General features: G+C 67.0%; 10 protein-coding genes and 1 riboswitch. Of the genes, 7 read left to right on the top strand and 3 right to left on the bottom strand.

Annotated features, from left to right (window positions below; translation table 11 throughout):
* Nucleotides 1–33 precede the first annotated feature (33 nt).
* The 4 genes from PNO31109_RS13730 (at nucleotide 34) to PNO31109_RS13745 (ending at nucleotide 5,215) form a co-directional block, all read left to right on the top strand.
* Nucleotides 34–1,500, top strand: coding sequence for a glutamate synthase subunit beta (locus PNO31109_RS13730; protein ID WP_150556050.1), 1,467 nt, complete (start codon nucleotides 34–36; stop codon nucleotides 1,498–1,500).
* A 463-nt stretch (nucleotides 1,501–1,963) separates the two neighbouring features.
* The gene (locus tag PNO31109_RS13735; RefSeq protein WP_150556051.1) at nucleotides 1,964–3,304 is read left to right on the top strand and encodes an MFS transporter; all 1,341 of its coding nucleotides are present in this window, start codon (nucleotides 1,964–1,966) and stop codon (nucleotides 3,302–3,304) included.
* 166 nt (nucleotides 3,305–3,470) lie between these two features.
* Nucleotides 3,471–4,295 (top strand): NAD-dependent epimerase/dehydratase family protein, encoded by an 825-nt coding sequence (locus PNO31109_RS13740; protein WP_150556052.1) that lies wholly within the window; start codon nucleotides 3,471–3,473, stop codon nucleotides 4,293–4,295.
* Nucleotides 4,292–5,215 (top strand): SMP-30/gluconolactonase/LRE family protein, encoded by a 924-nt coding sequence (locus PNO31109_RS13745; protein WP_150556053.1) that lies wholly within the window; start codon nucleotides 4,292–4,294, stop codon nucleotides 5,213–5,215. The genes PNO31109_RS13740 and PNO31109_RS13745 overlap by 4 nt, the downstream gene beginning before the upstream one ends.
* Before the next feature lie 93 nt (nucleotides 5,216–5,308).
* Here the strand turns inward: PNO31109_RS13745 and PNO31109_RS13750 are convergent, their stop codons facing one another.
* The 3 genes from PNO31109_RS13750 to PNO31109_RS13760 form a co-directional block, all read right to left on the bottom strand.
* Nucleotides 5,309–6,568, bottom strand: a complete 1,260-nt coding sequence (locus tag PNO31109_RS13750) for an MFS transporter (RefSeq protein ID WP_150556054.1) — start codon at nucleotides 6,566–6,568, stop codon at nucleotides 5,309–5,311.
* 70 nt (nucleotides 6,569–6,638) lie between these two features.
* Nucleotides 6,639–7,439 carry an SDR family NAD(P)-dependent oxidoreductase gene (locus tag PNO31109_RS13755; RefSeq protein ID WP_150556055.1) on the bottom strand — a complete coding sequence of 267 codons (801 nt, stop codon included), beginning with the start codon at nucleotides 7,437–7,439 and terminating at the stop codon, nucleotides 6,639–6,641.
* Nucleotides 7,440–7,533: 94 nt separating this feature from the next.
* A complete protein-coding gene (locus PNO31109_RS13760) occupies nucleotides 7,534–9,354 on the bottom strand; it encodes an ABC transporter ATP-binding protein/permease (protein ID WP_150556056.1) in 1,821 nt (606 codons plus the stop codon).
* 358 nt (nucleotides 9,355–9,712) lie between these two features.
* Nucleotides 9,713–9,841, top strand: a riboswitch (TPP riboswitch).
* A gap of 145 nt (nucleotides 9,842–9,986) precedes the next feature.
* On the opposite strand from PNO31109_RS13760, the gene PNO31109_RS13765 reads away from it, so the two are divergent.
* Genes PNO31109_RS13765 through PNO31109_RS13775 form a run of 3 tightly spaced genes read left to right on the top strand, consistent with a single transcriptional unit; the run spans nucleotide 9,987 to nucleotide 12,172 of the window.
* Nucleotides 9,987–11,111, top strand: a complete 1,125-nt coding sequence (locus PNO31109_RS13765; RefSeq protein WP_150556057.1) for an FAD-dependent oxidoreductase — start codon at nucleotides 9,987–9,989, stop codon at nucleotides 11,109–11,111.
* Between the two features lie 16 nt (nucleotides 11,112–11,127).
* Nucleotides 11,128–11,325, top strand: coding sequence for a sulfur carrier protein ThiS (gene thiS / locus PNO31109_RS13770; protein WP_150556058.1), 198 nt, complete (start codon nucleotides 11,128–11,130; stop codon nucleotides 11,323–11,325).
* 1 nt (nucleotide 11,326) lies between these two features.
* Nucleotides 11,327–12,172: a thiazole synthase gene (locus PNO31109_RS13775; protein ID WP_150556059.1), complete on the top strand. Its 846-nt coding sequence runs from the start codon at nucleotides 11,327–11,329 to the stop codon at nucleotides 12,170–12,172.
* The last annotated feature ends 18 nt before the right edge of the window (nucleotides 12,173–12,190 follow it).

Raw genomic sequence — 12,190 nt, forward strand, 5'->3', positions numbered from 1 at the left:
ACGGTAACCACAAAACTTTCCGACTGAAGAAACATGGGCAAGGTCACAGGTTTTCTCGAATTCGAGCGCCAGAGCGAGTCTTACGAAGCACCGCTGGCACGCGTGAAGCACTACAAGGAGTTCGTGCTCGCGCTCTCCGACGAGCAGGCGAAGGTGCAGGGGGCGCGCTGCATGGACTGCGGCATTCCGTTCTGCAACAACGGCTGCCCGGTCAACAACATCATTCCCGATTTCAACGACCTGGTGTATCGCCAGGACTGGAAATCGGCGATCTCGGTGCTGCACTCGACCAACAACTTCCCCGAGTTCACGGGCCGCATCTGTCCGGCGCCGTGCGAGGCCGCCTGCACGCTGAACATCAACAGCGACGCGGTGGGCATCAAGTCGATCGAACACGCGATCATCGACAAGGCGTGGAGCGAAGGCTGGGTCGAGCCGCAACCGGCGAAACACAAGACCGGCAAGACGGTCGCCGTGGTCGGCTCCGGCCCTGCCGGGCTCGCGGTCGCGCAGCAACTCGCGCGCGCCGGTCACGACGTGACCGTGTTCGAGAAGAACGATCGCGTGGGCGGCCTGCTGCGCTACGGCATCCCCGACTTCAAGCTCGAGAAGTGGCTGATCGATCGCCGCATGCGTCAGATGGAAGCCGAGGGTGTGACCTTCCGCACCGGCGTGTACGTCGGCAAGGACGCGCCGGACGCGCACATCAATAATTTCTCCAAAGAGACGATCTCGCCGGAGCAGTTGCAGGCGCAGTTCGACGCGGTGGTCATTGCCGGCGGCGCCGAGCAGCCGCGCGATCTCCCGGTGCCGGGGCGCGAGCTCGATGGCATTCACTTCGCGATGGAGTTCCTGCCGCAGCAGAACAAGGTCAACGCGGGCGACAAGCTGGCCAAGCAGTTGACGGCGACGGGCAAGCACGTGATCGTGATCGGCGGCGGTGACACCGGCTCGGACTGCGTGGGGACGTCGAACCGCCACGGCGCGAAGCGCATCACCCAGTTCGAGCTGCTCCCGCAGCCGCCCGAACAGGAGAACAAGCCGCTGGTGTGGCCGTACTGGCCGACCAAGCTGCGCACGTCGTCGAGCCACGAGGAAGGTTGCGAGCGCGACTGGTCGGTCGCCACCAAGCGCTTCGAAGGCAAGAACGGCAAGGTCGAAAAGCTCATCGCCGTGCGTCTCGAATGGAAGGACGGCAAGATGCAGGAAATCGCCGGCTCGGAGTTCGAGCTCAAGGCCGATCTGGTGCTGCTCGCGATGGGTTTCGTCTCGCCGGTGCAGACCGTGCTCGACGCGTTCGGCGTGGACAAGGATGCGCGCGGCAACGTGCGTGCGTCGACCGAAGGCGAGCGCGCCTACGCGACGAATCTGCCGAAGGTGTTCGCGGCCGGCGACGTGCGTCGCGGTCAGTCGCTCGTGGTGTGGGCAATTCGCGAAGGCCGCCAGTGCGCGCGTGCCGTCGACGAATTCCTGATGGGGCACTCGGAGCTGCCGCGCTGAGCGCCATCGGTCTTGCCGTGCGCCCGAGCGCACACGGTTACACCTGACGAAACCTCGTGAATACGAGATGGGCAGAGGTTGAGAGGAGGAGGCGCGGGGGTAGGCCGCCGCGCCACTGTGAAGAAACCGTCCGGACGGCAACGTCCGGGCGGTTTTTTCTTGCCCGCGCGGGCGTGGCGGAAGGAGGCCGACGAGTCGCCAAATGACCGAAAATGCCGCGACATAGGACGTCATACATTCAAGCGTTCGATTGCCTTTTCGGTATGCGGTAAAACGCTCCCAATATGTGCATGTTTCAGCGGTGTCAAGCGAACCGACGGAATTCGGAATCGAGCGAGAAACCTTAGGGATTATCCGTAAACACCGTTTTCAGCCATTGTCATCGTACATCATCTGACGTAGGATGCCTCTCCATGCGAGCCCCGGCCCGCAACAGAATAAATTACGGAGAGAGACACCCATCATGGCACTGAAGATCAAAGGCCTGCGCTGGTGGATGATCGGGCTGCTGACGCTCGGCACGGTCATGAACTACCTCGCGCGCAGCTCGCTTGCGGTCGCCGCCCCCACGGTAATGAAAGATCTCCACATTACCACTCAGCAGTACGGCTGGATCACCGGCGCCTTTCTCGTCCTGTATCCGATCGGTGCGCCGCTCACCGGCTACCTGATGGACCGCATCGGGCTGCGTCTGGGCTTCCTGTTGTGCGGCGTTACGTGGTCGGTCGTGTGCATGCTGCACGGCCTGGCCGACGGCTGGATCGGCCTGTTCGTGCTGCGCGGGCTGCTGGGGTTGGCCGAAGCGTCGTTCATTCCCGCCGGCATGCGCGCCGCCGCGTTCTGGTTCCCGACGAAGGAGCGCGCCCTGGCGGCAGGCATCTTCAACATCGGCACGTCGGTTGGCGCGATTCTCGCGCCGCCGCTGATCGCGTGGTCGATCATGCGCTACAACTGGGAGACGGCGTTCGTGATCGCAGGCGGCATGGGCCTCGTGTGGGGCGTGCTGTGGCTCGTCTTCTACCGTCACCCGACCGATCACCCGTCGCTCACGCAGGCCGAGTCGGACTATATCAACGAAGGCCGCGCGGTCGACGCCGCAGCCGACGCCCGCAAGCCCAGCCCGCTTTCCATCCTGCGCCAGCGCAACTTCTGGGGCATCGCGCTGCCGCGCTTGTTCGCCGATCCGGTGTGGGGCACGATCGTCTTCTGGATGCCGCTGTATCTCAATCAGGCGCGCGGCTTCGACCTGAAGACGATCGCCGCGACCGCGTGGCTGCCGTTCGTGGCGGCGGACGTCGGCTGTCTGATGGGCGGCACGATCTCCCTGTGGCTGAACAAGCACTTCAACATCACCATCTTCAACGGCAAGCGCGTGGTGTTCACGATCGGCGCGATCATCATGACGGCGATGTGCGGCGTGGGCTTCGTGAAGGACCCGATGATGGCGATCTTCCTGCTGTGTCTCGGCGGCTTCGCGCATCAGACGCTCTCGATCACGGTGATCTCGATGTCGGCCGACCTGTTCGCGCGCAACGAAGTGGCAACGGCCACGGGGCTGGCGAGCCTGTCCGCCGGCATCGGCAACCTGCTCTTCACGCTGGTGATCGGCACGTTCGTGACGGCACTCGGCTATGCACCGTTCTTCGTGGCGCTGGGACTGGGTGACCTGATCGGCGCGGTGATTCTGTGGACGGTGGTCAAGCCGGTCAAGCCAGTCATTCCGGGCACGGTCGCGCCACAGTCGGGCGCGCGGGGCGACGCGCATGCGGCCCAGGCGCCGTATCAGGCGCATCAGGCCCATTAGACACATCAGGCCCATCAGGCCCATCAGGCCCCCCGCACGGCGGCCGGCGCCTGACCCGGCGTAGGAACCATGAGGCGACGCGCTCGCGGCGAGCGGCGCGGCGTCGGTGTGAGAGTGGCGATGCACCGCGGTGTGCATGGCGATCCAGCGATGAATGAGGAGTGACATGAGCCAGACTTCCGGCAAACCGTACCGCCGTCTGCTGCTGACCGGCGCGGCGGGCAATCTCGGCAAACAACTGCGCGGCAAACTCGCTCAATGGGCGGACATCGTGCGCGTGAGCGACATCGCGCCGATCGCGGCCGAAGCGCCGCACGAAGAAGCGATGCAGGTGGACCTCGCCGATCGTGCGGCGGTGCATGCGCTGCTCGAAGGCGTGGACGCCCTCGTGCATCTGGGCGGCATCTCGGTCGAGGCGCCGTTCGACGACATCCTGCAAGCCAACATCCTCGGGCTGTACAACGTCTACAGCGCGGCGCAGAAGCACGGTGTGAAGCGCATCGTCTACGCCAGCTCCAACCATGCCGTCGGTTTCCATCCGGTCACCGAAGTACTGGACGTGGATGCACCGCATCGCCCTGACGGCATGTACGGCATCTCCAAGTGTTTCGGCGAAGACCTGTCGCGCTACTATTTCGACCGCTTCGGTCTGGAGACGGTGTGCCTGCGCATCGGCTCGTCGTTCGAGCAACCGAAGAATCCGCGCATGATGGTGACGTACCTGAGCTATCGGGATTTCGTCGAACTCGTGCGCTGCTCGCTGTTCACGAATCGCGTGGGACACGCCATCGTCTACGGCGTGTCGAACAACCCCACGCTGTGGGTCGACAACACGAAGGCGGCGTTTCTCGGCTTCCGCCCGCAAGACAGCTCGGCCGAGTTTGCGCATCTGTTCCCGCCCAAGGCGCCCGATCCGCAGATGGACGACTGGGCGCAGCGTTATCAGGGCGGCCCCTTCGTGCTGCTCGGGCCGATGGAGCCCAAGCCATGAGCGTGTCGATCGAACGGCTCGAGCCGTCGCGCCCGACACCGCACGCGGTGGGCGAGAGCCCGCTGTGGCGCGCCGACGAGCAGGCGCTGTACTGGGTCGACATCCCCGCGCGGCAATTGCATCGAGTAACGCCCGCTGACGGCGAGCACCGGCAATGGACGTTCCCCGAGCAGGTGGCGTGTTTCTCCTTCGATGTTTCGGGCACGCTGCTCGTCGGCGCCGAGACGGGGCTGTTCGCGGCGAAGCTGGGCGCTGACGCAAACGTTACCGCGGCGCAATGGCGGCGGCTGGCCGCGCCGGCGTTCCCGGCGGCGGGCATGCGCTTCAACGACGGCCGCTGCGATCGTCAGGGCCGCTTCTGGGCCGGCACGATGGTGCAGGACATGTCGCTCGCGAGCGATGCCGGTTCGCTGTTCTGCTTCGACGCGCAAGGGCAGTTGTCCGCGCCGCTCGTCGACGGGCTCGTGACGCAGAACGGGCTGGCCTTTTCTCCCGACAGTCGCACGATGTATCTGAGCGACTCGCATCCCACGCGTCGACGCGTGTGGGCATACGATTTCGACGCGGCGAGCGGCGCCATCAGCGCGCGGCGCCTGTTCGTCGACATGAACCGGTATCCGGGGCGGCCCGACGGCGCGGCGGTCGATGCGCACGGATGCTACTGGACGTGCGCCAACGACGGCGGCCGACTGCTGCGCTTCACGCCCAGGGGCGATCTCGATCGGGAAATCCTGCTGCCGGTGTCCAAACCGTCGATGTGCGCGTTCGGCGGGCGCGAGTTCGACACGTTGTTCGTGACGTCGATTCGCCCCGGCGCGAACGCGACCGATCAGGACGGTCACGTATTTGCCGTGCGATGCGGCGTGAAGGGACTGCCGGAGACGCCCTATGCGGGGACGTTGCCGGCGGCACTCGTGTAGGAGAGACGGCGCTCGCGACGCCGCGCGGCATTCGAGCGCCGTCGATGGCGCCGCGACGAGCGATCCGGCGTCCCGTCTTGCCGCCCGTCGGCTTCAGCGCGCGGGGTCGGCCGCCGTGAGCGCCTTGCCGCGCGTCTCGGGCAGCAGCAGCGCGCACACCACCACGAGCAGGTAGCCGCCGCCCGCGACAATGCCGATCGCCTTCACGAGCGAGCCCGCCTGCGCGAGCATGCCGACCCCGATGGGGAAGAACGACCCGATGCCGCGCCCGAGGTTGTAGCAGAAACCCTGGCCGGAGCCGCGGATATGGTTCGGATACAGCTCCGTCAGATACGCGCCGATGCCCGCGAAGATGCCCTGCACCACGATGCCCAGCGGGAAGCCCAGCAGCAGCATCGCACCGTCGGTGATCGGTAGCATCGTGTAGGCCATGCCCAGCAGGAACGACGCCACCGCGAAGAAGATGAACGCCGCGCGGCGTCCGAACTTGTCGGACAGAATCGCGCCGACGATGTAACCCACGAACGACCCCACGATCAGCACGATGAGGTACGCGCTCGTGTTGAACACGGACAACCCGCGCTCGGTCTTCAGATAGGTCGGCAGCCATGTGGTGATGGCGTAGTAGCCGCCGAGCATGCCGCTGCACAGCAGGCTGCCGAGAATCGTCGTCTTCACGTGCGCGGGTGCGAAAATCTGCGCGAAGTTGCTCTTGAGCGCGCCTTCGGCAACCTGCTTGCGCGTCTGCGTGAAGATCTCCGGATCCGACACGTTGCGGCGCACGTAGGTGATCCACAGCGCGGGCACGATGCCGATCCAGAAGCACGCTCGCCATGCGGTGTCAGCCTCGAACACGGCGAAGAAGAACCAGTAGAGCAGCGCGGCGGCGCCCCAGCCGACCGACCAGCTGCTTTGCACCGTGCCGACCGCTTTGGCGCGATGCTGCGGCGAGCGGATCATCTCGCCCATCATCATGGTGACGACCGTCCACTCCCCGCCGAAGCCGATGCCCTGCAGGGTGCGCGTGACGAGCAGTTGCCAGAACGAGTGCGTGAAGCCCGAGAGGAACGTGAACAGGCAGAAGGTGGCGATGGTCCACTGCAGCACGCGCACGCGGCCGTAGCGGTCCGCGAGAATGCCGGCGAGCCATCCGCCCACGGCCGACGAGATCAGCGAACTCGTCGCGATCATGCCGGCCTCGCTCTTCGACATGCCCCACGCGGCGATGAGCGTGGGGATGAGAAACGAGTAGATCATGAAGTCGAACGCGTCGACGGCGTAGCCGCCGAAGCCCGCATACAGGGCCTTGCGCTCCTTCGTGTTGAGTTCCTTGAACCAGGAAAAGAATGCCATGAAGACTCCTCGGTGGACCGTGTGCTTGTCGTTATGTGTGATGTAGGGAGGTTTGTCGCGCGGCGCTCGTTCAGAGTGTCAATCCACCGTCGACGTGAATCACCTGCCCGGTGATTTGCCGCGCGTGCGGGCCGAGCAGGAAGGCGGCGAGCGCGGCGATGTCGTCCGGCTCGCACAGGCGCCCGGTCGGCGTGGCGTGCGCCGCACGCTGCCATGCGGCCGGATCGATCGCCGAGTGACCGCTGTCCTTGCGCGTGTAGCCGGGCGCGACGCAGTTGACCGTCACGCCGGCGCGCGCGTATTCGGCGGCGGCGCTCTTCGCGAGCGCCTCGATCGCGGCCTTGGCGGCGGCCGTCGCCGGGAAGCCGGCCTGATTCGGCGCGAAACGATGCGCGACGAACGAACTGACGGCCACGACGCTGGCGCACGCCGAGCGCTGCAGGTCGGGCAGCGCCGCACGCAGGATTGCGGCGAACGCACCGGGCATGGCCGAGAGCGTGCGGGCGAAGGCGTCGGCGTCGATGTCGGTCAGGCGCTCGCGCGTGGCGAAACCGGCGTTGCTCACGATCTGGTCCACGGCGCCGAACGCGTCGCGCGCGGCGTCGATCAGTCGCGTGGCTGCGGGCGCCTCGCACAGGTCGCCAAACCACAGCGCGCATTGCGCGCCGGCGGCCTCGCAGGTCTGGCGGACGTCGGCGAGGCGCGTGCGGCTGGCGTCGGAGGCGCCGCGCGTGTGCAGCAGCAGTCGGGTGTCGGGGGAGGCGAGCCGGCGGGCGATGGCCGCGCCGATGCCGGAAGCGGCGCCGGTGACGACGATGGTCCGGCGCTGAGTCGTGTCGGCGCTGCCGGACGAGGGAGTGGGGGTGGTCACGATGAGCCCGTGTAATGCCTAGGGTGCTCGTGATTATGCCAAACCGCCTGCGCCTCGGGACAGGCGCGTCAATATTATTTAGCAGGTGAACGAACTACGCCGCGTCCACCGCCTGCGGCGGGTCGGCGCGACTCGTGCGCTGCGCGTCGGCCGCCTCCTCGCGAGCACCGCGCAGCGTCATGGTGTGCTGATGAAAGTGCGAGAGTGTGTCGCGATGCGCCACGCTCACCATCGTCGTCGCCGGCAGGCGGGTATGGAGCGCTTCGTATACGGCTTGCTCCGTTTCCACGTCGAGTGCGCTGGTCGCTTCGTCGAGGAACAGATAGTCGGGCTTGTGCAGCAACGCGCGCGCCGCGGCCAGGCGCTGCTGTTCCCCGCCGGAGAGCCGCCGCGCCCAGTGGGCGACGCTCGGCAGGTCGTCCAGATACTGGCCGAGGTTCACGGCGGCGAGCGCGTCGCGGCACTCGTCGTCGGTAAACGCCTCCGGCGACGACGGGAAGGCCAGCGCGGCCTTGAGCGTGTCGATGGGGAGGTAGCTCTGCTGCGAGAGGAACAGCACGCGCGCGCCCGCCGGAACGTCCACGCGGCCGGCGCCGAACGGCCACAGGCCCGCCAGCGCGCGCAGCAACGTGCTCTTGCCGCTGCCCGAGCGCCCGCGAATGAGCCAGCGCGAGCCCGGCGCGAACGCGAACGAGCCCGCGGCGGCGAGCGGCGCGCCGTCCGGCAGCGCGAGCTGGAGGTCCGTCGCCGCATAGGCGGCCGACGAGAGCGACGCGGACTGCGCGGTGACCACCGAGATACCGCCTTCGCGCGGCGGCGCGTCCACCACGCGCGTGAATTCGCGCAGACGGTTGACGGTGGCCTTCCACTCGGCCAGCGTTGCGAAGCTGTTCACGAACCAGGAGAAGCCGTCGCTCACCTGTCCGAACGCGTCGATGATCCGCATGAGCACGCCGAGCGTAAATGCGCCGGCGAAGTAGCGGGGGGCCGCGGCCATGATCGGGAACACGATGGCGATCTGCCCGTAGATCGAGTTCGCGAAAATCAGGCGCTTGGTCACCACCATGATTTGCCACCAGTTCTCGCGCACGGCGCCGAAGGCGGCCTTCAGACGCGAGAGCTCGGCGCCCTCGCCGCGATAGAGCGCGACCTGCTCGGCCGATTCGCGAAGACGCACGAGCAGGAAACGGAAGTCGGCTTCGACCTGTTGCTGACGATAGCTCAGGCCCACCAGCGGGCGGCCCACCTTGAAGATGAAGAACGAGCCCACGATCGCGTATAGCGCCGCGACCCAGACCATGTAGCCGGGAATCGTGATGTTCATGCCGCCCAGCGCGAACGACACGGCGCCGGAAATCGTCCAGAGAATGGTGACGAACGAGAACAGCGAGACGAGCGTGGTGAGCAGGTCCAGCGAGAGCGACGAGCTGACGAGCGTGCGGATGTCTTCCGAAATACGCTGGTCGGGGTTGTCCGCGAGATGATCGCGCTCGATGCGGTAGTAAGCCTGCTGCGCAAACCATTTCGTCAGATTGGCGTCGGTGACCCACTGCCGCCACTTGATTTCCAGCATTTGCCGGAAGTAGGTGCGAAACGTCGCGATGATGATGAAGCTGAACGCAAGCACCGCGAATTCGGCGAGCGACGACTTGAAGACTGGCCAGTCGCGCTTGTCCAGAGCGTCGTAGAAGCCCGTGTTCCAGGCGTTGAGCCGCACGTTGATGAACACGACCGCGAGGTTCAGCGCGATGACGAGCGCCAGCAGACGCCGCCCCTCCCAGCGCTTTTCCGAGACCCAATAGGGCCGGATCAATTGCCAGGCGCCCGGAGCCTTCGGCAGTGACGCGGCAGCGCGGGCGGGGTGAGCGGCCGGCGGCGTGCCGGCAGGTGTGGGGGACTCGGGCGTGTGGGCCATGATCGTCTGGCGGCGCGGCCGCTGTGATGCAACGTGTTATGGGGCGGTGTTATGGGGTTGTGTTATGGGGTGGTGCCATGCGGTCGTGCCATGCGGTCGTGCTATGGCGGGCACGCGGCGGCGATCGCGCGGGCGTGGGGCAAACGCCTGCGCGTGCGCCGCTGTCCGACGGTCGGTTTGACCGGCGCGTTAGATGATGCGTTGCACGAATTCCGGCCCGAAACCCGCGTGTCGTCGAAATTCAGTTTACGCACTGTTACAACGGTCCGGGGATTCGTCAAAAAACGAGACGCGACGAGCGTGCAACCGCCCGGGAGGCCAGCTTGCACGGGCGTCGGCATCTATGTTGTAATGACTGCGGGCGAAACAGGGGTGCTCCGTACCGAACGCGGGTGTGAACCATGCGTGACGAGTGGCACGGGGCTGAGAGAGACCCTTTGCACCCGACCCGGGTAATACCGGCGTGGGAAGTTTCCGACTCCTCCAGTGGGGTAAGGTGTCCAACACCGTTTCGTCCTTTTGCTTTCATGAGGAAAGGACCCCATGCGCTGCCTTTCGCAAGTCCCTGCGATTTTTCCTTCGGATTGTCCTGAGTGCGTGTGCGCCGTGACGGCTCGCGCGGCGGTGCGCGTATGAGCGCTTCGACTCCCGACGTCGCGGTGCTCGGCGGCGGCCTGGCCGGCCGTCTGCTCGCCTGGCAACTGGTTCGCACGGGCGCGCGCGTGGCGCTCTACGAGCGAGGCGGCGCGGACGGGGCTTCGGCCGCCGGCTGGGTGGCCGCCGCCATGCTCGCGCCGCTGGCCGAAGCCGCCGTGGCCGAACCGAGCATCGTCGCGATGGGCGCCGCGGGCCTCGGGCGCTGGCCCTCGCTGATGGACGGCCTGCCCGAACCGGTGTTCTTCCAGCGCAACGGCACGCTTGTCGTCTGGCATCAGCCCGACCGCGCGGAAGCGGTGATGTTCGATCGACGCATGCGCGCCAACGCGCCGCCCGAGCTGCTGCGCGGCGGGGTGGAGCGGGTGTCGGGCGCGCAATTGGGCGAGGTGGAGCCGGCGCTCGCGGGGCGTTTTCAGGAAGGCTGGCTGCTGCCCAACGAGGGGCAGCTCGACAACCGTCAATTGTTGCGCGCGCTGGCGGCCGGCTTGGCGAAGGCGGGCGCCGTGCTGCACTGGCACACCGAAATCGGAGAGGGCGCCTATCCGGAGGCCGGTCTCGTCATCGACTGTCGCGGCCTGGGCGCGCGTGGCGCGCTCCCGCAATTGCGCGGCGTGCGCGGCGAAGTCGTGCGCATCCACGCGCCGGGTATCGGTCTGCGCCGCCCGGTGCGCCTGCTGCACCCGCGCTATCCGATCTACATCGCGCCGAAGGAAAACGATCTGTACGTGATCGGTGCGACCGAACTCGAGTCGGAGGACATGTCGCCAATGACGGTGCGCTCGGCGCTCGAGCTGCTGTCGGCGGCGCACTCGCTGAACCCGGCGTTCGGCGAGGCGCGCATTGTGGAGCTGAACGTCAATTGCCGGCCGGCGCTGCCCGATCATCTGCCGCGCGTGCAATGGGACGGCAAGCGGCTGCTGCGTGTGAACGGCCTGTATCGCCACGGCTATCTGCTCGCGCCGGCGGTGACGGGCGAGGCGTGCGCGCTCGCGCAGGCATTGATGCAAACGACGGACGCGCCAACGGGAACGGGGCACGCGTTCGACTGGGAGACGTGGCGAGCGAGCCGGCCGTGGCCGGATCTGTTCCGCCGGGCATGAGAGGGAGCGGTACACGATGGACATCCACATCAATCAACAGACACTGAGCGTGGCCGAGACGGCGACGCTGGCCGAGGCGCTGGCCGCCTACGGCGCCAGGCCGCCGTTCGCCGCGGCGGTCAACGGGCAATTCGTGCCCAAGACGCAATACGCCGCGCACGCGCTCGCGCACGGCGACAGGATCGATGTCGTGCAACCGGTGGCCGGAGGCTGAGATGAACGCATTCACGGAATCGGCCAACGTGGCCGCGGGCAGCGTGCGCGACGCTCTCACGCTGTACGACACTCGCTTTGGCAGCCGCTTTTTGCTCGGCACGGCGCGCTACCCGTCGCTGCAGGCGCTCAACGACTCGATCGACGCCGCCCGGCCGGGCATGGTGACGGTGGCGCTGCGTCGCCAGCTCTCGGGCGCCGGCGCGCAGGCCTCGGAAGGCCATTTCTGGGAGACGCTGCGGCGCCTGGCCGTGCCGGTGCTGCCCAATACCGCCGGCTGCCACTCGGTGCAGGAGGCGGTGACGACCGCGCAGATGGCGCGCGAAGTCTTCGAGACCGACTGGATCAAGCTCGAGCTGATCGGCGACGACTACACGTTGCAGCCTGACCCGTTCGGTTTGGTGACGGCCGCCGAGCAACTGATCCGCGACGGCTTCAAGGTGCTGCCGTACTGCACGGAGGATCTGGTGTTGTGCCGCCGGCTGCTCGACGTGGGCTGCCAGGCGCTCATGCCGTGGGGCGCGCCGATCGGCACGGGCAAGGGCGTGATCAATCCCTACGGACTACGCCTGCTGCGTGACCGTCTGCCGGACACCCCGCTCATCGTCGACGCCGGCCTGGGCTTGCCGTCGCACGCCTGCCAGGTCATGGAATGGGGCTTCGACGGCGTGCTGCTCAATACCGCCGTGGCGCTCGCCGCGCAGCCGGTGGAGATGGCCGGCGCGTTTGCCGCCGCGATCAGGGCCGGGCGCGCGGCGTGGCTCGCCGGGCCGATGGCCGAGCGCGAGAGCGCGCAAGCGAGCACGCCGGTCGTCGGCGTGCCATTCTGGCACCAGACGAGCGCATGACGCCGGCTGCGGGCTTGC

It is taken from the genome of Pandoraea nosoerga, assembly GCF_902459585.1.
In the GTDB taxonomy this organism is placed as follows: domain Bacteria; phylum Pseudomonadota; class Gammaproteobacteria; order Burkholderiales; family Burkholderiaceae; genus Pandoraea; species Pandoraea nosoerga.